The following is a 20,587-nucleotide window of genomic DNA, read 5'->3' as shown; positions in this document are numbered from 1 at the left end:
TGGCCGAGGGTGCCCGGTAGGGCGCTCCGTCGTTGGGTACCCAGAAGGGGACAGAAGGTGCCGCCCCGACGAGGGGCCCGGTGGATGGAGGGGGTGCGGGGTTGACGCGGGAGTCACGGGCCCGGGCGGCCCGGCGGATCGCCACCGCGGCCGCGTACGGCGGCGGCGGGCTGGGGCTGCTCGGGGTGGGCTTCGTCGGGCTGCTGGTCACCGAGAGCCGGCTGGCCGTCCGCGCGGTCGGGCTGCTGGAGGGCGACCCGCCGCGCGCGGACGGGGTGTACGGGGCCGCCTTCGCCGATCCGGCGGGCGAGCAGGAGCCACTGGTGCTGGGCTTCCTGGGCGACTCGACGGCCGCCGGGCTGGGCGTGCGGCGGGGGCACGAGACCCCGGGCGCGCTGCTGGCGGCCGGTCTGGCCTCGGTGGCCGAGCGCCGGGTGCGGCTCGCCAACGTGGCCCGCTCCGGCGGCCGGTCCGCCGACCTGGCCGAGCAGGTGGTCCAGGTGCTGCCGCACCGCCCCGAGCTGGCCGTGATCATCGTCGGCGCCAACGACGTGACCAAGCGCACCCCGCCCGCCCTGGCGGTCCGTCAGCTCGGCGAGGCGGTCCGGGCGCTGCGCGAGGCCGGCTGCCAGGTGGTGGTCGGCACCTGCCCGGACCTGGGCACCATCAAGCCGGTGCGCCCGCCGCTGCGCTGGGTGGCCCGGCGGCTGAGCCGCGAGCTGGCCGCCGCCCAGACCATCGCGGTGGTGGAGCAGGGCGGCCGGACGGTCTCGCTGGGCTCGCTGCTGGGCCCGGAGTTCGCGGCCCGTCCGGAGATGTTCGCCGCCGACCGCTACCACCCCTCCGCGCAGGGCTACGCGACCGCCGCGATGGCCCTGCTGCCCTCGCTCTGCGCCGCCCTGGACCTCTGGCCGGACGAGCGGGAGCCGGCCGCGCCGGGGGCCGAGCAGGTGCTGCCGATGGCCGTCGCGGCGGCGGCCGCAGCGGGCCGTTCGGGCACCGAGGTGACGGCCGACGAGCGGATCGGGGACTTCGGCCGGCGGTGGGCGCAGGTCAAGCTGCGGCTGCGGTTCGGCCTGCCGGACGCGGCCGACTCGACCCCCGAACCGGCGTCGGCCAACTCACACGCGGGGACGGGTGACGACAGGGCTACCAAGCGGTAACTTTCTCCCGGACCGTCCGCCGCCGCCCCCGCGCGGCGCACCCGGACGCCCGTCGACCCGGACACCCAGCGAGGAGCCCACCATGCCCGAAGCCGTCATCGTCAGCGCCGCCCGTTCGCCGATCGGCCGGGCCTTCAAGGGCTCGCTCAAGGACATCCGCCCGGACGACCTGACCGCGCAGATCATCGGCGCCGCACTGGCCAAGGTGCCCGGGCTGGACCCGCGCCAGATCGACGACCTGATGCTCGGCTGCGGCCTGCCCGGCGGCGAGCAGGGCCACAACCTGGGCCGGATCGTCGCGGTCCAGATGGGCATGGACTACCTGCCCGGCACCACCATCACCCGGTACTGCGCCTCCTCGCTGCAGACCACCCGGATGGCGCTGCACGCCATCAAGGCGGGCGAGGGCGACATCTTCGTCTCGGCCGGCGTGGAGACCGTCTCGCGCAGCGTGAACGGCACCTCGGACGGCATGCCGGGCACCCAGAACCCGCTGTTCGCCGACGCGGTGGCGCGCACCGCCGACCGGGCCGCGAACGGCGGCGGCGAGTGGCACGACCCGCGCGAGGACGGCCTGCTGCCGGACGCCTACATCGCGATGGGCCAGACCGCCGAGAACCTGGCCGCGCTCAAGGGGATCACCCGCGCCGAGCAGGACGAGTTCGGCGTCCGCTCGCAGAACCTGGCCGAGGCCGCCATCAAGTCCGGCTTCTGGGCGCGCGACATCACTCCCGTCACCCTGCCCGACGGCACCGTGGTCTCCGCCGACGACGGCCCGCGCGCCGGGGTCACCCTGGAGGCCGTCTCCGGCCTCAAGCCGGTCTTCCGCCCGGACGGCACCGTCACGGCCGGCAACTGCTGCCCGCTGAACGACGGCGCCGCCGCCCTGGTGGTCATGTCCGACACCAAGGCCCGCGAGCTCGGCCTCACCCCGCTCGCCCGCGTGGTCTCCACCGGCGTCAGCGGCCTCTCCCCCGAGATCATGGGCTACGGCCCGGTCGAGGCCAGCCGCCAGGCGCTCAAGCGGGCCGGGCTGACCATCGACGACATCGACCTGGTGGAGATCAACGAGGCCTTCGCGGCCCAGGTCATCCCCTCCTACCGGGACCTGGGCATCCCGCTGGAGAAGCTGAACGTCAACGGCGGCGCGATCGCCGTCGGCCACCCCTTCGGCATGACCGGCGCCCGCCTCACCAGCACCCTGATCAACTCCCTGCAGTGGCACGACAAGCAGTTCGGCCTGGAGACCATGTGCGTCGGCGGCGGCCAGGGCATGGCGATGGTCATCGAGCGCCTGAGCTGACCGCTCGACCGACTCCGTCCACCCGTTCGGAGTGACGGTGCGTAACTGAGGGCCGGATCACACGCGGAGTGCGATCCGGCCCTCGGCACACCCTCTCCGAGCCGTTTTGTCGACGCCCCGGAATCGGTCAACTCCGCAGCGTAGAGCGGGACTACCTAACAATTTGAGGACAAGGACGAAAGTCACGGACAAATCGGACATCTGCCACTGCAGCATCAGTCGCCCATGCGGCACTGTGGAGACGTAACCCCGTTCCGCTCCTCCCTAGGAGTACGTTCCGTGAGCGTCGTGTACACCACCCTGCTGCTGGTCCTGATCGCCCTCTCCGCCGCGCTGCTGGTCCAGGGCCGCCGCCTCTCCCGCCGTCTCGCCGAGCAGGCGGCCGCCACCGCCGCCGCGACCGCCGCCGCAAGTGCCGCCGCCCCGGCCGTGGTTGACGAGACGGTGATACGCCGGGCCGTGCACGAGGCGCTGGCCGCCGACCGCGAGCGGGAGATCGCCGAGGCCCGCGCGTTCTGGGCCGAGCAGGAGGCCCGGGCCGCGGAGGACGCCCCGATCTTCGACTCCCCGTTCACCAGTGCCCAGGAGGAGTGGCCGCTCTTCTTCCCGCGCCCGACCGGCCCGCTCGACGCCGCCGACCAGGCGGGCACCATGGACCCGGAGTTCGGCGAGGCGCTGCGCAGCGCGCTCGAGGACCTGATCGGCGAGGACGGCGGCACCGCCGCCCCGCGCCCGGCGGGCGCCCACCCCTCGGGCGGCGGCCACCCCGCCGAGAGCGCCGGGGAGATCCGGGCCCGCCGCGAGGCCGATCTGCTCGCCACCGGCCTGGAGGCCGGCCTGCTGGACGCCGAACCGGCCGTGGACGCCGAGCCGGTGGCCGCCCCCGACCCGCGCCGCCACCCCTCGCACCCGGACTTCGTGCCCAGCCCGACCCCGTCCCGCGAGTGGACCGACACCCGCCTCGCCACCCTGGCCGACGAGGGCGTCGCGCTCACCGACGTCCGCCCCGGCCCGCTCGGCACCCTGGACGTCTACGCCTTCGCCGACGGCACCACGCTCTGCGTCGCCCCCGGCGACCGCGAGGCCGCCTACCGCCTGATCGACGCCGTCCGGGCCGGCGAGGACGTCCGGCTGCTCGGCGGCTCGCGGTTCTCCGGCTCCTACTCGCTGACCTTCTCCACCGACGAGGAGGCCGTCTACGTGCTGGCCGACCGGGTGGTCGCCAGCATCTGATCCGCCCTCAGCAGGCCAACGGCCGGTCGAGTCATCGGGGTTACCGACTCGACCGGCCGTTCGCGTGCCCGGGCTCCCGGGGGTCAGGCGGTGAGCTCGTCCGCCGCCCGCACCGCGTCCAGCGCCTGGGCCAGCACCTCGGGGCCGGCCACCGCGGCCAGTTCCCGCCCGGCGACGGCCAGTTGGTCGCCCACCGCGAAGGCCCCGGCGTCCGGGAACTCCCTCGGCGGCTCGCCCGCCAGCTCCAGCGCCCGCCCGGCCGAGTCCGCCGCCAGGGCCAGCACGGCCGCCGCCCGGCTCGGGTACCCGGGCACCGGGGCCAGCAGCCTGCTCTGCGGCATCGAACGGAAGCGGTCGGCCAGCCGGTCCACGGCGGCCAGGAAGGTCTGTGCGTCTGCCATGCGGTGAGCCTATGCGCTGCCGGGAACGGCGGAGGCCCGCCCCGGTGCGACCGGGGCGGGCCTCAGGCGGGCTGACGCGGGATCAGTCGTCGCCGCGGAGGATGGCGATCAGGCGCAGCATCTCCAGGTAGATCCAGACCAGCGACAGGGTGAGCCCGAAGGCGGCCCGCCAGGCCTCCTTCTCCGGGGCGCCGCCCTGGATGCCCGCCTCGATCTCGGCGAAGTCCAGGGAGAGGAAGAAGGCGCCGATGCCGATGCCGAGGATGCCCACCACGATGCCGAGCGGGCCCGAGCGCAGGCCCATGTCGGCGCCGAACAGCGAGGCCACCACGTTGACCAGCATGAGCAGCACGAAGCCCATGGCGATCGCGATGCCGATCCGGGTGTAGCGCGGGGTGACCCGGATCCGGCCGGACTTGTAGGCGATCAGCATCGCCGCGAAGACGGCCGCGGTGCCGAGCACGGCCTGCACCACGATGCCCGAGAACATGGTCTCGAAGGCGTGGCTGACCGCGCCGAGGAAGAAGCCCTCCAGGGCCGCGTAGGTGACGATCAGGGCGGGGCTGACGCTCCGCTTGAAGCTGATCACCATGCCGACCACGAAGGCGGCGATCGCGGCGCCGATGGCCGGGCCGAAGGAGGTGGCGGGCAGCAGGAACCAGGCCACCGCGCCGGCCGCGACCAGGGTCAGCAGCGTGATCGCGGTGCGGGCGACCACGTCGTCCATGGTCATCCGGCCGGTCTGCAGCGGGCCCGCGGACGGGGCCTGGTACATCTGCACCAGCTGCTCGTCGGTCAGCTGACCGGGCTGCGGCTGGGCGTAGGGGTTGTTGCCGTAGGGGTTGTTGCCGTACGGGCTCCCGGCCTGCGGCGCCCCGGCCTGGGGCTGCTGGGCGGTGTTGAACCCCGCGTATCCGGCGTCGCGGGTGAAGGACCCCTCCCGCGAGAAGACCGGGTTGCTGCTTCTCATGTCATTCCCTCCGGGGCGGCGTGGTGCCACCCGCACCGCTCCAGGGTAATGCCTTGGCAAAGGAATGAGCCTCAACCGCGAGGATGATCTCGCACACGCGCACCGGCGGCGCGCGGAGTCTTGGTGCCCGGGGCCGGACTCGAACCGGCACGGCCTACGGCCAAGCAGTTTTAAGCTGCCCGTGTCTGCGTTCCACCACCCGGGCGGGACCTCTCCGCCCCTCGTACGGGGTACCCCTGAGACTAGTCGCCCAGAGCACCCTTTCGCACACTCTCAGGCAGGCAATTTGTCATGTTTCCTTGACATCTGACGAATCGTCTGGAAATCGGCCATGCCCCGGCGCGATCCGGCCACCTCCTCGGCGTCGGGGTCGGTGTCATACCGCAGGAGGAGAAGCCCGGGCCCCGCCTACGCCCAGCGGCGGTGGGACCAACCGTTCCGGCGGGCGACGGATTCCATGATCGTCCGGCGGAGGATGGTGTAGCGGTCGGGCCCTGCGTCCGGCCGTCCACGACCACCTCACGTCCGCAAGGAGTTCCCCCGTGATCACCAAGCCCGCGTACGCCGCACACACCGGCCAGGCGGCCGCCCGCGCCACCGGCCTCAACAAGGTCTACGGCGAGGGCGAGACCAGGGTGGTCGCGCTGGACAACGTCAGCGTCGTGTTCCCGCAGGGCCAGTTCACCGCCATCATGGGGCCCTCGGGTTCCGGCAAGTCCACCCTCATGCACTGCATGGCGGGCCTGGACACGGTGAGCTCCGGCTCCTCCACCATCGGGGACACCGAGCTGGTCGGCCTCAAGGACAAGCAGCTCACCAAGCTCCGCCGGGACAAGATCGGCTTCATCTTCCAGGCCTTCAACCTGCTGCCGACGCTGACCGCGCTGGAGAACATCACGCTGCCGATGGACATCGCCGGCCGCAAGGTCGACCAGGCCTGGCTGGACCGGGTGGTGGAGACGGTCGGCCTCTCCGGCCGCCTCTCGCACCGCCCCTCGCAGCTCTCCGGCGGCCAGCAGCAGCGGGTGGCCTGCGCCCGCGCGCTGGCCAGCAGGCCGGACATCGTCTTCGCCGACGAGCCGACCGGGAACCTCGACTCCCGCTCCGGCGCCGAGATCCTCTCCTTCCTGCGCAACTCGGTGCGCGAGCTCGGCCAGACGGTCGTGATGGTCACCCACGACCCGGTCGCCGCCTCCTACGCGGACCGGGTGGTCTTCCTGGCCGACGGCCGGATCGTGGACGAGCTGACCGGGCCGACCGCGGACACCGTGCTGGACCGGATGCGCCGCTTCGACGCCAAGGGCCGGACGAGCTGACGGCCTGACGGCCCGTCACCGACCGCCCCCCGCTCCGACTCCCCCAGGACGACATCCGATGTTCCGCACCGCACTGCGCAACGTGGCGGCCCACAAGGGCCGGCTGCTCATGACGGTCCTCGCCGTCATGCTCGGCACCGCCTTCGTGGCTGGCACCATGGTCTTCTCCGACACGCTCGGCAAGGCCATGACCAACAGCTACTCCAAGAGCTACTCCGACATCTCGGTCCAGGTCACCGACAGCTCGGCCTCCGCCTACGCCCGCGCCTCGGAGAAGACCGGCGACGGCGCCGAGCTCACCAAGGCCACCGTCGACCAGCTGGCCGCCCTCCCGGGCGTCGCCCAGGTCCGCGGCGTGGCGGCCGGCTTCACCGCCGTGGCGAACAAGAAGGGCGACCTGATCGGCCAGGCGTACAACGCCTACGGCGCCAACTGGTCCCCGGCCGCCGACGGCAAGGACCCGCGCTACCCGATGGTCGAGGGCCAGGGCCCGAAGAAGGCCGGCGAGGTGGCGCTGGACCGCTCCAGCGCCGACAAGGCCGGCTACAAGGTCGGCGACACCGTCCGGGTGGCGGGCAACGGCCCGGCCCAGGACGTGAAGCTGACCGGGATCTTCACCACCGACGACCCGCAGATCACCTCGGGCGCCACCCTCACGCTATTCGACACCGCCACCGCGCAGCAGTTCCTGCTCTCGCCCGGCCGCTTCTCGGCCATCGACGTCCAGGGCAAGCCCGGCACCTCGCAGACCGCGCTGCAGGACGCGGTGATCTCCAAGCTGCCCAAGGAAGGCTCGATCACCGCGAAGACCGGTGACCAGCTGACGGCCGATCAGACCAAGATGGTCGAGCAGGGCACCAGCGGCATGAAGACGATGCTGCTGGCCTTCGCCGGCATCTCGCTCTTCGTCGGCATCTTCATCATCGCCAACACCTTCACCATGCTGATCGCCCAGCGCACCAAGGAGCTGGCCCTGCTGCGCGCCATCGGCGCGGCCCGCGGCCAGATCACCCGCTCGGTGCTGGCCGAGGCGCTGCTGATCGGTCTGACCGCCTCGGTGGCCGGTCTGGTCACCGGCATCGGGATCGGCGCCGCGATGCAGGCCGGGATGGCGAAGCTGGCCGAGGGCATGCCCACCGGCCCGCTGGTGATCGCCCCGGCCACCGTGATCACCGCGCTGGTGACCGGCGTCGTGGTCACCGTGGTCTCCGCCCTGCTGCCGGCCGTCCGGGCCTCCCGGATCGCCCCGGTCGCCGCGATGGCCAGCGGCGACGCCCCGGCCACCCAGAAGAGCCTGATCGTCCGCAACGTGATCGGCTCGCTGCTCGCCGCGGCCGGCTTCGCGATGATCCTCGGCGGTGCCGCCAAGGGCGGCGAGACCGGTCGCTACGTCATCATGGGCGGCGCCCCGGTCGCGATGATCGGCATCTTCGTCCTGCTGCCGCTGCTCTCCCGCCCGGTGATCGCGCTGACCGGCCCGCTGCTGGCCGCCGTGGCCGGCACCCCCGGCAAGCTGGCCCGCCGCAACGCGGTGCGCAACCCGCGCCGCACCGCCACCACCGCCGCCGCGCTCACCATCGGCCTGACCCTGGTGACCGCCATGACGGTGATGGGCGCCTCGGTCGGCGGAGCGGTCGACCGGATCGTCTCCAAGGGCGTGGTGGCCGACTACAAGGTCTCCAGCGCCAACCGGATGAGCCTCTCCCCCGAGCTGGCCGAGAAGGTCGCCAAGGCGCCCGGCGTGACCGCCTCCAGCGCCCTGACCAACGCGTACTGGGACCTGGAGGGCAAGGACTCCGCGGTCTCCGGCGTGAACCCGGCGACGCTGCCCAAGCTGCTCGACCTCACCATGGACGCCGGCTCGGCGGACGCCCTGGCGAAGGGTCAGGTGCTGGTCGAGGCCGAGACCGCCAAGAAGCGCGGCCTGACGGTCGGTTCGACCGTCAAGGCGGACTTCATGGACGGCAAGACCGGGACCCTGACGGTCGGCGGCGTCTACCAGTCGCTCGACATGCTCTCCCCCTTCGTGGTCGCCGACTCGGTGATGGCCCCGCACGCCAAGGACGCCGACATCCGGGACATCCTGGTGAAGGGCACCGACGGCGCCACCACCGCGCTCGCCACGTCGGTCAAGGAGGCCACCGGCAACAACCCGGTGATCGAGGTCAAGACCCTGGAGCAGATGAAGGAGGAGTTCAACCAGATCATCTCCTTCGCGCTCAACATGATGTACGGCCTGCTGGCCATGTCGGTGCTGGTCGCCGTCCTCGGCGTGGTGAACACGCTGGCGATGTCGGTGTTCGAGCGGAAGCGGGAGATCGGAATGCTGCGGGCGATCGGCCTGGACCGGCGGGGCATCAAGCGGATGGTGAAGCTGGAGTCGGTGGTGATCTCGCTGTTCGGCGCCGTCACCGGTGTGCTGCTCGGCTCCTTCCTGGCCTGGGCGGTCAACTCCACCCTGGACTCCAGCATCCCGGGCCTGGTCACCGAGCTGCCCTACGGCCAGCTGCTGCTCTTCCTGCTGATGGCCGGTCTGGTCGGCCTGGTGGCCGCCCTGTGGCCCGCCCGCCGGGCGTCCAAGCTGGACATCCTGACCAGCATCAAGACCGACTGACGACCCCTCAGCGGCACGAGGAAGGCCCCCACCGGATCTCCCGGTGGGGGCCTTCGTCGGTCTCAACTGCTGTACTCCGCCCGGTCGTGGAACCGGCTGAGCACCACGGAGGTCGTGGTCCGGCGACACTGCCGGGCGGAGAGCCTCCGACTCATACCCCGGGTGCGGTCAACGCCCGGGGCCAGTCGCTCACTTGCTGGCCAGCTCCTTGGCGGGCTCGGCGGGGGCCGGGACGGCCGCCTTCGGCGCGGGGCCGGTGGCCTCCTGGAACGCCTCGAACGGCTTCTCCATCTGCGCCAGGCCGACGGTCTCGCGCTTGAGGAACATCGCCAGCGTCCAGTCGGTGAAGACCCGGATCTTGCGGTTCATGGTCGGGACCATCGCGCCGTGGTAGCCGCGGTGGAACCACCAGGCCAGCCGGCCCTTGAGCTTGACCTTGCCGAAGAGGATGGCCACGCCCTTGTGCAGGCCGAGACCGGCCACCGCACCGAGGTTCTTGTGCTTGTACTCGGCCTGCGGGAAGCCGCGCATGCCCGAGATGACGTTGTCGCCGAGGACGGCGGCCTGACGGACGGCGTGCTGCGCGTTCGGCGGGCACCAGGCGCCCTCGCCGGCGGCGAGGTCCGGCACCTGGGCGTTGTCGCCGGCGGCCCAGACGTAGTCGAAGCCGGTGACCTGGAGGGTCGGCGCGGCGTCCACGTGGCCGCGCGGGCCGAGCGGGAGGCCGAACTGCGACAGCACCGGGTTCGGCTTGACGCCCGCGGTCCACACGATGGTCGAGGCGTCCATCTCCATGCCGTTCTTCAGCACCACGTGCTGGTCGACGCAGGAGTCCATCGAGGTCTCGATGTAGACCTCGATGTTGCGCTCCTCGAGCTTCTCCTTGGTCCACAGACCGAGGTCCGGGCCCATCTCGGGGAGGATGCGGTTGGCCGCCTCGACGACGATGAAGCGCATGTCGTCGCGGCTGACGGTGCGGTAGATCTTGGCGGCGTCGCGCGCCATGTCCTCGATCTCCGCGATGGTCTCGATGCCGGCGAAGCCGCCGCCGATGACCACGAAGGTGAGGGCCTTGCGGCGGATCGCCTCGTCCGTGGTGGACTCGGCGCGGTCCAGCTGCGCCATCACGTGGTTGCGGAGGCTGATGGCCTCCTCCACGGTCTTCATGCCGATGCCGTGCTCGGCCAGACCGGGGATCGGGAAGGTGCGGGAGACCGAGCCGGTGGCGACGACCAGGTAGTCGAAGGACAGCTCGTAGGAGTCGCCCGCTGCGGGCTGGATGGTGGCGACCTTGCGGGCGTGGTCCACACCGGTGACCGCACCGGTGAGCACCTCCGCCTTCTTGAGGGCGCTGCGCAGCGGCGCGACGAGGTTGCGAGGCGCGACGTTGCCGCCGGCCGCCTCGGGAAGGAAGGGCAGGTACGTCATGTACGACCGCGGGTCGACGACCGTGACGGTCGCTTCGCCGTAGCGCATCTTCTTGAGAATGCGCATCGCGGCATACAGGCCGACGTAACCACCGCCGACGATCAGGATGCGAGGACGCTCCGTGGTGCTCATATCCGAAAGTATCCACCCCCGTTCGGGGGCACCTTCGTGAGGCCCGTCACAAGCCTCTGGACACCGTCTGCTACACTGCGCGGCCACACTCCGGGCCCCACCGTGTCACCTCACCCCGGCCCGACGGCGTTCCCGGTCCGCTCGAACGGTACCCGTGCGAAACCCCGTCGCTGAGCAGCAACGATCCCGATCCGGTCCCGGTTCCCGGCCCGCTGTTTCGATTCCACTACCCAGCCCGATGCCCACCTTCGAACCATCGAGCGCGGCCCACCAGAGGCCTTCGGTCCCGCATATCGGACAGACCGGACCGCCGAGTGCGACGAAAGGCTGGTTCGCCATGTGAAGAAATTCACGAAGGTTCTTGCGACACCCGGTGCAGCGGGCGGCCCCGGGTGCCATCCAGGCACTCCGGGGCCGCTCGCAGGGGCGCCGGAAGGGCTCCCGACGGGGCGTCAGGAGACCAGGCTCCAGGCGACGCCGTCCAGGATGTCGTGCTCGCTGACCACCAGCTCGGCGGCCCCGGTGCGCTCCATGATCTCCAGCAGCACCAGCGCCCCGGCGCCGATCACGTCCACCCGGCCCGGGTGCATGACCGGGATCGCGGCCCGCTCGGCGTGGTCCATGGCCAGCAGCCGGTGGGCGGTCTCGCGGACCTGCCCGACCGTCAGCCGGGCGTGGTGGATCCGGGCCGAGTCGTACTCCGGCAGCTCCAGCGCGATGCCCGCCACGGTGGTGACGGTGCCCGCCAGGCCGACCAGGGTGGCCGCGCTGGTCAGCGGGACCACCTCGGCGGCCCGGTCCAGCGCGGCCTCCACGTCGGCCCTGGCCCGGGCGGTCTGCTCCTCGGTCGGCACGCCGGCGCCGCCCTCGAAGTGCCGCTCGGTCAGCCGGACGCAGCCGATGTCCACCGACCGGGCCGCCTCCACGGACTCCCCGCCGAGCACGAACTCGGTGGAGCCGCCGCCGAGGTCGAAGACCAGGTAGGGGGAGGGGAACTGACCACCGGTCAGCTCCTTGGTGGCGCCGGTGAAGGAGAGCCGGGCCTCCTCCTCGCCGCTCACCACGGTCGGCTCCACGCCCAGGATCTCCTTGACCCCGGCCACGTACTCGGCGCTGTTCTCGGCGTCCCGGGAGGCGCTGGTGGCCACGAACCGCAGCCGGTCCGGGCCGACCCCGTGCTCGGCCAGCACCGCGGCGTACTCGCGGCAGGCGGCGAAGGTGCGCTCCAGCGCCTCGGGGGCCAGGCGGCCGGTGCGGTCCACGCCCTGGCCCAGCCGGTTGATCACCATCCGGCGGTCCAGGTCGGTGATCTCCCCGGTCTCCGGGTCCAGGTCGGCCACCAGCAGCCGGATCGAGTTGGTGCCGCAGTCGATGGCCCCCACCCTGGTCACGCTCACTCGGACTCCCCCTGCTCGGCCTCGGCGGCGGCCTTCTTGGCGGCGCGCTCGGCGGTCAGCTGCTCCTTGGCGGCGATCACGGCCGCGTGGTCCTGGTCCTTGGCGCGGTTCCTCAGCACCCGGGCACCGGCCTCCTCGACCTCGGCCGGGGAGACGCAGGGGCCCTTGGCCCACCAGTCCTCCAGCATCGCGATCGCCTCGTCGCCGAGCGGGTTGACGCCCTCCCCGGCGGCCAGCGAGTGGCCGACCAGCACGTGCAGGCACTTCACCCGGTCCGGCATGCCGCCTGCGCTCGGGAAGCCCTCCAGCACCTCGATGGCGTCCCGGCGCGCGATGTAGTCCTCGTGCGCCTTCTGGTAGGCCGCCGCCAGCTCCGGGTCCTCGGCCAGCCGGGCGGTCTGCTCCTTCATCACGCCGTCCGCCTCCAGGGTGCCGATCAGCGAGGCGGCCTTGGGGCAGGTCAGGTAGTAGAGGGTCGGGAACGGCGTGCCGTCGGGCAGCCGGGGCGCGGTCTCCACCACGTCCGGGTTGCCGCACGGGCAGCGGTGGGCCACGCCGCGCAGGCCGCGCGGCACCCGGCCGAGCTGGGCCGCGATGGCGGCGACGTCCTGGTCGTCGACCAGGGGGGTGTCGGTCGAGGGGGTGTCAGTCATGGGATTGCTACTGCCTCTGGGGGTGTGCTGCTGCGCCTAGCGCGGGACGGGGGTGGTGTCGGCCTGGTCGACCGAGTCCCAGACGCTGGCGTACCAGGGCTGGGCGGCCTTGGCCTGTGGAGCTGACGCACCGTCGGCCGAGGAGGACTTGGTGGCCGGCGGCGCCGGGTCCACCGAGATGAACGGGGTCTCGCCGGGCATCGCGTAGTGCAGCCGTTGGCGGGCCTGGGCCTTCACGAACTCCGGGTCCTGCCAGCGCGCCTTCTCCCGGCTGAGCTTCTCCACCTGGGCCCTGGCGTGCTCGGCCTTGGCCCGCTGGGCGTTGATCTCCGAGCGCTGCGCGATGTACTGCCGGGTGGGGTAGGCGAGGATCGCCACCAGCGAGCAGAGGACCAGCACCAGCACGGTGGCGCGGCTGGTGAAGCGCGGTCGCGCCGCCAAGCCCGGAATCTTCCACATCGCCGGTACCCCTCCATCCACACGCCGGTGCCCCGGCCCACCACCCTACGGGGTGGGAGCCGGGGCACCGGGCACAGCTGGCTGAGTGTCAGCCCCGGGTCGCTCAGGCCTCGGCCTTGAACCGGGGGAAGGCCCCGCGGCCCGCGTACTCGGCGGCGTCGTCGAGGATCTCCTCGATGCGCAGCAGCTGGTTGTACTTGGCGACGCGCTCGGAGCGGGCCGGGGCACCGGTCTTGATCTGGCCGCAGTTGGTGGCGACGGCCAGGTCGGCGATGGTGACGTCCTCGGTCTCGCCGGAGCGGTGCGACATCATGCAGCGGTAGCCGTTGCGCTGGGCCAGCTCGACGGCGTCCAGGGTCTCGGTCAGCGAACCGATCTGGTTGACCTTCACCAGCAGCGCGTTGGCGGTGCCGGTCTCGATGCCGCGGGCCAGGCGGGCCGGGTTGGTGACGAACAGGTCGTCACCGACCAGCTGGACCTTGTCGCCCAGCTTGTCGGTCATGGCCTTCCAGCCGTCCCAGTCGGACTCGTCCAGCGGGTCCTCGATGGAGACCAGCGGGTACGCGGCGACCAGCTCGGCGTAGTAGTCGATGAGCTCGGCGGAGGAGATCGCCTTGCCCTCGAACTGGTAGGCGCCGTCCTTGTAGAACTCGGAGGCGGCCACGTCGAGCGCCAGCGCGACGTCCTTGCCCGGGGTGTAGCCGGCCTTCTTGATGGCCTCGGTGATGAGGTCCAGGGCCTCGCGGTTGGAGTCCAGGTTCGGCGCGAAGCCGCCCTCGTCGCCCAGGCCGGTGGAGAGGCCGCGCTCCTTCAGGACGCCCTTGAGCGTGTGGTAGACCTCGACGCCCCAGCGGACGGCCTCGGAGAAGGACTCCGCGCCGATCGGGGCGATCATGAACTCCTGGATGTCGACGTTGGAGTCGGCGTGCGACCCACCGTTCAGGATGTTCATCATCGGGACGGGCAGGACGTGCGCGTTCGGGCCGCCCAGGTAGCGGAACAGCGGCAGGTCGCTGGCCTCGGAGGCGGCGTGCGCCACGGCGAGCGAGACGCCCAGGATGGCGTTGGCGCCGAGCGAGGACTTGTCCGGGGTGGCGTCCAGGTCGAGCATGGCCTGGTCGATCAGGCGCTGCTCGGTGGCGTCGTAGCCGACGAGCTCCGGGCCGATCTGCTCGATGACGGCCAGGACGGCCTTCTCGACGCCCTTGCCGAAGTAGCGGTTCTTGTCACCGTCGCGGAGCTCAAGCGCCTCGAAGGCGCCGGTGGAGGCACCCGACGGGACGGCGGCACGGCCGGTGCTGCCGTCGTCCAGACCGACCTCGACCTCGACCGTGGGGTTGCCACGGGAGTCGAGGATCTCGCGGGCTACGACGACATCGATGGACGGCACGAGGCATCTCCTTGCGGAAGCGGGATGTGTAGTCGTTACGACCAGAGCCTAACCGCACCGGGCCCCGGGACCACGCTGACCTTGGTCCCGTCTCACCTCGTGGCCTTCCTACCCACCGGTAGTTCACCTGGGACGGGCACGGAGGGGCCGCACCGTCGAACGGTGCGGCCCCTCCGTGATGACGGTGCGTCGGATCAGCCCAGCTGGAGGACCTGGCCGGGGTAGATCAGGTCGGGGTTGCCACCCACGACCGACTTGTTGGCCTGGTAGACCTGGTGCCAGTCCTGGCCCTTGGCGGCGGCGATGCCGGACAGGGTGTCACCGGACTTGACGGTGTAGTTGCCGGTGGCCGGGGCCTTCGGCGCGGCGTGCTTCGGGGCGTTCACCGTCGGCGCGGCGGCCTTCGGGGTCTCGACCTTGGGCGCCGGCTTGGTGGTCTCGGCGGCCTTGGGCGCGGCCTTCTTGGTCTCCGTCCTGGGCGCGGCGGCCTTCGGGGTCTCCGCCTTCGGCGCGGCCGTGCGGGTCTCCGAACGGGAGGCCTTGGCCTCGGAGTTGGTGTCGACCTGGGCGGCGGCGCCGCCCTTGGTCAGACCCGCCTTCACGGAGCAGACCGGCCAGGCGCCGGGGCCCTGGGAGGCGAGCACCTTCTCGGCGACCGCGATCTGCTGGCCCTTGGTGGCCTGGTTGGCCTGCGGCGCGTAGGCCTTGCCGCCGAAGCCGGCCCAGGTGCTGGAGGTGAACTGCAGGCCGCCGTAGAAGCCGTTGCCGGTGTTGATCGACCAGTTGCCGCCGCTCTCGCACTGGGCGACCTTGTCCCAGGTCGAGACGGGCGCGGCCTGGGCGCCGGTGGCGGCCATCAGCGGAAGGGCGAGGCCGACGCCCGCGACGCCCGCGACGGCGATCGCCTTCTCGGCCTGGGTACGACGACGGTGACGGCCCGAACCAGAAAACAGCATGAAGAAGTCCCTCTCCGCACGCCTGCGAGGTGAGCTGTCGGGTTCGGACCGGGAGGTGGCCCGGCCGCCGTGAGGCGGCTTCACCCCAAGCCGTGGGGGGACGGCGACGTACGTGTGGGTCCCCCGCCCCTGCCCAAGGGTCTGGTCGGTGTCCCGGTAGCGCGGCGGGCAGGATTCGGCGTTCCGCGCGCGGGGTCCGCAGCTGCGGACTCCAGGGAGGGTAAGCAGATCAGCTGATCGATCACAAGCTCATGTCGAACACATCACACCGAAATCACGCTGCGCGGTGGGTCGTCCACAAACCGTACTCCTGTGGCCGGATTGATGTGTATTCAGATCACGGTCGATCAGATATGACCGACACGCCGTCAGATAACGGGTGTTCAGCCTTCCGGGGTGAAGCGGACCGGCAACTCCCGCAGCCCGCGCATGATCAGGCCGCCGCGCCAGCGCAGGTCAGCGGGCTCGGCGGCGAGTTGCAGGTCGGGCAGCCGGGTCAGCAGGGCGGCGAGCGCGAGCTGACCCTCCATCCGGGCCAGCGGGGCGCCGATGCAGTAGTGGATGCCGTGGCCGAAACCCAGGTGCGGATTGTCCTTGCGCGCGAGGTCGAGGGTGTTCTCCGCCGCGAACCGGGCCGGGTCGCGGTCGGCCGCCGCCAGTACCACCAGCACCGGGTCGCCGACCGGGATGTCCACCCCGCCGATGGTCAGCGGGCTGGTGGCGAACCGCCAGGTGGCCAGCTCCACCGGGCCGTCGTAGCGCAGCAGTTCCTCCACCGCCGTCTCCAGCAGCGCGCTCTCGCCCCGGCGCAGCGACGCCTGCAGCAGCTCCCGCTGCTCCGGGTCGCGCAGCAGGGCGTAGGTGCCGTTGCCGATCAGGTTGATGGTGGTCTCGAAGCCGGCGAACAGCAGGATGAAGGCCATCGCGGCGGCCTCGTTCTCCGTCAGGTGCTCACCGTGGTCACTGGCGCGGATCAGGCCGGAGATCAGGTCGTCGCCGAGGTCGGCCCGCTTGCGGTGGATCAGCTCCAGCAGGTAGGCGCGGATCCTCTTCACCGCCCGCCCCACTCCGCCGCGTTGGCCGCCGTGGTGACGGATCATCGCCCCGGCCCAGTCCCGCAGGTCGTCCTGGTCCTCCGGCGGCACGCCGAGCAGGTCGCAGATCGCGTAGATGGGCAGCGGGAAGGCGAACTCGTGGATCAGGTCGGCCTCGCCGCGGGCCGCGAAGCCGTCCACCAGGCGGTCGGTCAGCTCCTGCACCCGGGGCTGGAACTCGGCCACCCGGCGCGGGGTGAAGGCCTTGGAGACCAGCCGGCGCAGCCGGGTGTGGTCCGGCGGGTCGATGTTCAGCAGATGGGTCATCAGGTCGGCCTGGCGCTCCCCCGGGATGCCGACCCGGCCGGTGCGGTGGGCCTGCTCGCTGTGGTGCGCCGGGTTCTTGGAGAGCCGGGCGTCGGCCAGCGCCTGCCGGGCGTCCGCGTACCGGGTGACCAGCCAGGCGTCCACCCCGCTGGGCAGGGTGGTGCGGTGCACCGGGGCGTGCTCGCGCAGCCAGGCGTACGCGGGGTACGGATCGGCGGCGAACTCCCAGGTGAAGAGGGCGGGCTGGGTCGGGGCGGGGCTGTCCGGCATGGAGTGAACGGTAACCCGCCGAAGTATGAGTGAGCCTGGTCACCTGGGGGGTAATTGCTCTTGCGGAGGATCGGAGCGTGCTTACGATCCTCCGATACGGACTTGGAGGGACGCCGGTGCGGCGCGTCCCGCCGGGCGCGGCTCAAGGAGGAGCAGTCCCATGCGAGTAACCGGGGCAGTGGTGGTCATCGCGGTACTGGACGGCGGTTCGGGTGCCGGGCTGGCCCGGCGGTTCGCCGCCGCCGGCGCGGCCGGGATGCTGATCGCCGATCAGCGGGCCGGCGTGGCGGAGGACCTGGCCACCGAACTGGACCGTCCGGGCTGCCCGGTGGTCGGGGTGGGCGCCGACGTCCGGCAGCCCTCCGACGTGGCCGCCCTGGTCTCCACCGCGGTCAAGCACCTGGGCCCGATCGACCTGTTCTGCGTCTGCGGACCCGACGCCGAGCGCATCCTCCCGATCGCCGAACTCCCCGCCACCCTCGGCCCGCTGGCCGAGCTGATGGCCCAGGTCGGCGAGGCGATCGGCGAGGTCCTCGCCCCCGCCGTCGCCGCCTGAGCCCTTCCGCTCACTCCGCCGCCCGGACCTCGTCCCGGTAGGCGCGGGTGGTGGCGCGCAGTGCCTGGTCGATGTCCAGGTCCTCGTCGTAGGCCCGCTGGGCGAGGGCCAGCAGCACCCTGCCCAGGCTCTCCTGGTCGAGCGCGGCGGGGAGTTCGTACGGGGCGTCCGGAACGGCGGTGAAGCCGGCCCGGCGGACCCGGGAGACCAGCTTGGCGGCGTACGCCAGCGCGGGCAGCCCGGCCGGGACGCCGTCCAGGATCGAGTCGCGCTGCTTCTCGGCGGCCTTGAGCTGCTCCCAGTTGGCCTCCACCTCGGCGGCGCCGGCGGCCTCCACGTCGCCGAAGACGTGCGGGTGACGGTACATCAGCTTCTCGACGATGTCCCCGGCCACGTCGTCGACGGTGAACGGGTCCTCCGGGTGCTCCTCGGCGATCCGGGAGTGGAACATCACCTGGAGCAGGACGTCACCCAGCTCCTCGCGCAGGGTGGTGCGGTCGCCCTCCTCGATCGCCTCGACCAGCTCGAAGGCCTCCTCGACCAGGTACTTCACCAGCGAGGCGTGGGTCTGCTCGGCGTCCCAGGGGCAGCCGCCCGGGGAGCGGAGCCGGTCCATCACCGCGACCAGGTCCAGCAGCCGGGCCCCCGGAAGGTCGTAGGAGCCGGGCAGCAGCTCGATCTCGGGCGCCTCCCCGGCCTGCTCGACCGCGATCCGGGCCAGCGCGTCGGTGAGCCCCGGGTCCCCGTCCGGGCTGCCGAGCCAGAGCGTCACGCCCTCCCGCTCCCCGGTCAGCAGCCGGGCCAGTGCGGGCGCGGTGGAGCGCTCGACCAGCTCCACCGTGACGCCCGCCTGGCGGACGGCCGGGAGCTGCGGGTGGGCCGGGTCCCCGGCCAGCACCCGGGCCGCCCCGCGCAGCGCCTCCCAGGCGGGCCAGGAGAGCAGGCCGGGGGCGACCCGGTGAGTGGTGGTGAGCAGGATCAGCTTCGGAGTGTCCACACTCCGAACCTACCCGGTCAGGCGGTGGCGGCGGGCTGCTTGATCCAGTCCGCGGGGGCCGTCACCAGGCCGATCTGCTGGACGTCCCAGCGGCCGTAGCGCGGGTTGACCTCGATCTTCAGCTTGGCCCCGGCCTCGGTCAGCGCGGAGCGGATCGCGGCGTCGCCCTCAGGGGTGCGGGCGTCCTTGCCGGCGGCCAGCTTCTGGATGCCCAGCTGCTGCCGGTAGAAGGAGTCCACCGCGTCGGCCGGGACGTTCTGCCGCACCAGCAGTTCGCGCGCCAGCTCGGCCTCGCCGCCCATCATCTTGGCCTGGCCCGCCTTGGCCTCGGCGATCTCCCCGTCGGTGACGGTGAGCCGACGGTCCGCCAAGGCCTGGGCGACCACCCGGTCCAGCACCAGGTCGACCACCGTCCGGCGGACCAGCCCGGCCCGCTCGGCCTGCTGCCCGCCGGTCTCGGCCGCCACGCCCTGGCGGACCTCGCCGACCCGGGCCTCCACGGCCGCGATGCTGATCTTCTCCCCGCCGACCACGGCAGCCGATCCCTGGTGGGGCGGCTGACTCCCGCAGGCCGCCAGTGCGGCTCCGGCGAGCAGGACTCCGGCGGTGGTGCGGAGGTGGCGGATCACGTGGGGCCTCCCGGGAGTTGTGGGGCGCGCGTGGTTCTGCTGACGGTGCACCAGTCTCGTGGCCCGGGGGCGTTTGGCCAAGGGTGCCGACGTCCCCGGAAGGCTGGTGTCGCGACGGGGCGCACCGGCCGGAAACCGGTTTGATCACCCACCTATGATTCGCACTCGCGTTCACTGCACGTTCTTTGCACCGGTGGGGGAATCCCGTACATGAAGCTGTCCCGCGTCTCCGCTGTCCTCACGGCCGCCGCGCTCGCCCCGGCGATCCTGTTCCCGTCCGCCGCCTCGGCCACCGGGAACCCGCCCGCCACCCCGGGCGTCTCGGCCGCCGACAGCCAGACCGACGAGCAGAACAAGGACCTGATCAAGGCCATGCTCGCGGACCCGAAGGAGGGGCCGGGCATCCGGGAGGCCGCCCAGGCCGCCCTCGACGGGACCCCGGAGGACCGGGTCGCGTTCCTGACGGTCAAGCAGCACGCGGTGCGCGAGAGCGACGAGCGGGTGAAGCTGACCCAGCTCATGAGCACCGGCGGTCCGGCCGTCCGGGCGGCCGCCGGCGCCGCCATGAGCGGTGACCGCAAGGCGGTACAGGCCTTCCTCGCGACGGGCTACGAGGAGGCCAAGGGCGACGACATGGTGGAGGCGGCCCGGATCGCCGAGATCGCCGGGCCGCTGGTGCGGAAGGCCGCGGACGAGGCCCTGCGGAGCGGCTACGCCAAGGTCGCCGTCTTCCTCAACTCCGGCCGCGCCAAGGCCGAGAGCGCCGAGCGGGTCCAGGTCTCGCAGATCGCCGAGACCGGCGGCCCCGCCGTCCGCAAGGCCGCCCTCGCCGCCCTCGACGGCAACTACGCGGGCATCGCCGCCTTCCTCAACACCGGCCGCGCGAAGGCCGAGAGCGCCGACCGGATCCGGGTCTCGCAGATCGCCGAGACCGGCGGCCCCGCCGTCCGCAAGGCCGCCCTCGCCGCCCTCGACGGCAACTACGCGGGCATCGCCGCCTTCCTCAACAGCGGCCACGCCAAGGCCCTGGAGACGGACGCGGCGGCGGAGAAGAAGGCCGCCGAGGACAAGGCCGCGGCCGAGAAGGCCGAGCGGGAGAAGCCGGCCACGGTCACCCCGGCGAACGTGACCACCACTCCGGCACCGGCCACCACGGGCACCACCCCGGTGACCACCGACAGCACCGATCGCCTGGCCTACACCGGCGGCGGCGAGGACCTGCCGTGGCAGGTCGGCGGTGCCGCGGCCGCGCTGGCCGCCGGTGCGGCGCTGGTCGCCGCCTCGCGCCGCCGTCAGGGCGCCGAGGGCTGAACCACCGTGCAGGGGCCCGTCCTTCCGGCAGCGGAGGGGCGGGCCCTT

Annotated in this window: 18 protein-coding genes, 1 tRNA gene and 1 riboswitch; of the genes, 7 read left to right on the top strand and 12 right to left on the bottom strand. The window is 72.3% G+C overall.

The annotated features are described in order from the left end of the window. Positions 1 to 101: 101 nt before the first annotated feature. The 3 genes from ABD946_RS09705 to ABD946_RS09695 all read left to right on the top strand — a co-directional run bounded on the left by ABD946_RS09705 (position 102) and on the right by ABD946_RS09695 (position 3,699). Entirely contained in the window at positions 102 to 1,163 is a 1,062-nt protein-coding gene (locus tag ABD946_RS09705; RefSeq protein ID WP_345281992.1) for an SGNH/GDSL hydrolase family protein, read from the top strand. An 82-nt stretch (positions 1,164 to 1,245) separates the two neighbouring features. Next, on the top strand, positions 1,246 to 2,466 hold the full coding sequence (locus ABD946_RS09700; RefSeq protein ID WP_345281990.1) for an acetyl-CoA C-acetyltransferase: 1,221 nt from the start codon (positions 1,246 to 1,248) through the stop codon (positions 2,464 to 2,466). Positions 2,467 to 2,745: 279 nt separating this feature from the next. Then, positions 2,746 to 3,699 carry a hypothetical protein gene (locus ABD946_RS09695; RefSeq protein ID WP_345281988.1) on the top strand — a complete coding sequence of 318 codons (954 nt, stop codon included), beginning with the start codon at positions 2,746 to 2,748 and terminating at the stop codon, positions 3,697 to 3,699. Positions 3,700 to 3,782: 83 nt separating this feature from the next. Here the strand turns inward: ABD946_RS09695 and ABD946_RS09690 are convergent, their stop codons facing one another. The 3 genes from ABD946_RS09690 to ABD946_RS09680 all read right to left on the bottom strand — a co-directional run bounded on the left by ABD946_RS09690 (position 3,783) and on the right by ABD946_RS09680 (position 5,275). Then, a complete protein-coding gene (locus tag ABD946_RS09690; RefSeq protein WP_345281986.1) occupies positions 3,783 to 4,100 on the bottom strand; it encodes a hypothetical protein in 318 nt (105 codons plus the stop codon). A gap of 82 nt (positions 4,101 to 4,182) precedes the next feature. Continuing rightward, complete coding sequence (locus ABD946_RS09685) at positions 4,183 to 5,070, bottom strand: Bax inhibitor-1/YccA family protein (RefSeq protein WP_345281984.1); 888 nt, start codon at positions 5,068 to 5,070, stop codon at positions 4,183 to 4,185. 121 nt (positions 5,071 to 5,191) lie between these two features. Then, a tRNA-Leu gene (locus ABD946_RS09680) sits at positions 5,192 to 5,275 on the bottom strand. A gap of 340 nt (positions 5,276 to 5,615) precedes the next feature. Between ABD946_RS09680 and ABD946_RS09675 the strand changes: the two genes are divergently transcribed. Together ABD946_RS09675 and ABD946_RS09670 are read left to right on the top strand one after the other, a co-directional pair. Beyond that, the gene (locus tag ABD946_RS09675; RefSeq protein WP_345282207.1) at positions 5,616 to 6,386 is read left to right on the top strand and encodes an ABC transporter ATP-binding protein; all 771 of its coding nucleotides are present in this window, start codon (positions 5,616 to 5,618) and stop codon (positions 6,384 to 6,386) included. Between the two features lie 58 nt (positions 6,387 to 6,444). Next, on the top strand, positions 6,445 to 9,000 hold the full coding sequence (locus ABD946_RS09670) for an ABC transporter permease (protein WP_345281982.1): 2,556 nt from the start codon (positions 6,445 to 6,447) through the stop codon (positions 8,998 to 9,000). Between the two features lie 189 nt (positions 9,001 to 9,189). Here the strand turns inward: ABD946_RS09670 and ABD946_RS09665 are convergent, their stop codons facing one another. The 7 genes from ABD946_RS09665 to ABD946_RS09635 form a co-directional block, all read right to left on the bottom strand. Continuing rightward, a complete protein-coding gene (locus ABD946_RS09665; protein WP_345281980.1) occupies positions 9,190 to 10,560 on the bottom strand; it encodes an NAD(P)/FAD-dependent oxidoreductase in 1,371 nt (456 codons plus the stop codon). Between the two features lie 452 nt (positions 10,561 to 11,012). Further along, positions 11,013 to 11,951: a Ppx/GppA phosphatase family protein gene (locus tag ABD946_RS09660; protein ID WP_345282206.1), complete on the bottom strand. Its 939-nt coding sequence runs from the start codon at positions 11,949 to 11,951 to the stop codon at positions 11,013 to 11,015. A gap of 2 nt (positions 11,952 to 11,953) precedes the next feature. Continuing rightward, positions 11,954 to 12,610: a DUF501 domain-containing protein gene (locus ABD946_RS09655; RefSeq protein ID WP_345281978.1), complete on the bottom strand. Its 657-nt coding sequence runs from the start codon at positions 12,608 to 12,610 to the stop codon at positions 11,954 to 11,956. A gap of 36 nt (positions 12,611 to 12,646) precedes the next feature. After that, positions 12,647 to 13,051 (bottom strand): FtsB family cell division protein, encoded by a 405-nt coding sequence (locus ABD946_RS09650; RefSeq protein ID WP_345281976.1) that lies wholly within the window; start codon positions 13,049 to 13,051, stop codon positions 12,647 to 12,649. A 121-nt stretch (positions 13,052 to 13,172) separates the two neighbouring features. Beyond that, entirely contained in the window at positions 13,173 to 14,459 is a 1,287-nt protein-coding gene (gene eno / locus ABD946_RS09645; RefSeq protein WP_345281974.1) for a phosphopyruvate hydratase, read from the bottom strand. 194 nt (positions 14,460 to 14,653) lie between these two features. After that, positions 14,654 to 15,415 (bottom strand): transglycosylase family protein, encoded by a 762-nt coding sequence (locus tag ABD946_RS09640; RefSeq protein WP_345281972.1) that lies wholly within the window; start codon positions 15,413 to 15,415, stop codon positions 14,654 to 14,656. Positions 15,416 to 15,420: 5 nt separating this feature from the next. Beyond that, positions 15,421 to 15,573, bottom strand: a riboswitch (cyclic di-AMP (ydaO/yuaA leader). 225 nt (positions 15,574 to 15,798) lie between these two features. Beyond that, positions 15,799 to 17,046 (bottom strand): cytochrome P450 family protein, encoded by a 1,248-nt coding sequence (locus tag ABD946_RS09635; protein ID WP_345281970.1) that lies wholly within the window; start codon positions 17,044 to 17,046, stop codon positions 15,799 to 15,801. 160 nt (positions 17,047 to 17,206) lie between these two features. On the opposite strand from ABD946_RS09635, the gene ABD946_RS09630 reads away from it, so the two are divergent. Continuing rightward, entirely contained in the window at positions 17,207 to 17,602 is a 396-nt protein-coding gene (locus tag ABD946_RS09630; RefSeq protein WP_345281969.1) for an SDR family NAD(P)-dependent oxidoreductase, read from the top strand. 10 nt (positions 17,603 to 17,612) lie between these two features. Here ABD946_RS09630 and ABD946_RS09625 read toward each other — a convergent pair whose 3' ends face one another. Further along, complete coding sequence (locus tag ABD946_RS09625) at positions 17,613 to 18,599, bottom strand: nucleoside triphosphate pyrophosphohydrolase (RefSeq protein ID WP_345281968.1); 987 nt, start codon at positions 18,597 to 18,599, stop codon at positions 17,613 to 17,615. 17 nt (positions 18,600 to 18,616) lie between these two features. Beyond that, positions 18,617 to 19,228, bottom strand: coding sequence for a SurA N-terminal domain-containing protein (locus tag ABD946_RS09620; RefSeq protein WP_345281967.1), 612 nt, complete (start codon positions 19,226 to 19,228; stop codon positions 18,617 to 18,619). Positions 19,229 to 19,438: 210 nt separating this feature from the next. Between ABD946_RS09620 and ABD946_RS09615 the strand changes: the two genes are divergently transcribed. After that, positions 19,439 to 20,539: an ALF repeat-containing protein gene (locus tag ABD946_RS09615; protein ID WP_345281966.1), complete on the top strand. Its 1,101-nt coding sequence runs from the start codon at positions 19,439 to 19,441 to the stop codon at positions 20,537 to 20,539. Positions 20,540 to 20,587 lie beyond the last annotated feature (48 nt).

Origin of the sequence: Kitasatospora albolonga (genome assembly GCF_039535905.1) — a bacterium.
Taxonomy (GTDB): Bacteria; Actinomycetota; Actinomycetes; order Streptomycetales; family Streptomycetaceae; genus Kitasatospora; species Kitasatospora albolonga.
Note: the sequence above shows the minus strand (reverse complement) of the source record. Positions and strands in the feature narration are given on the sequence as shown.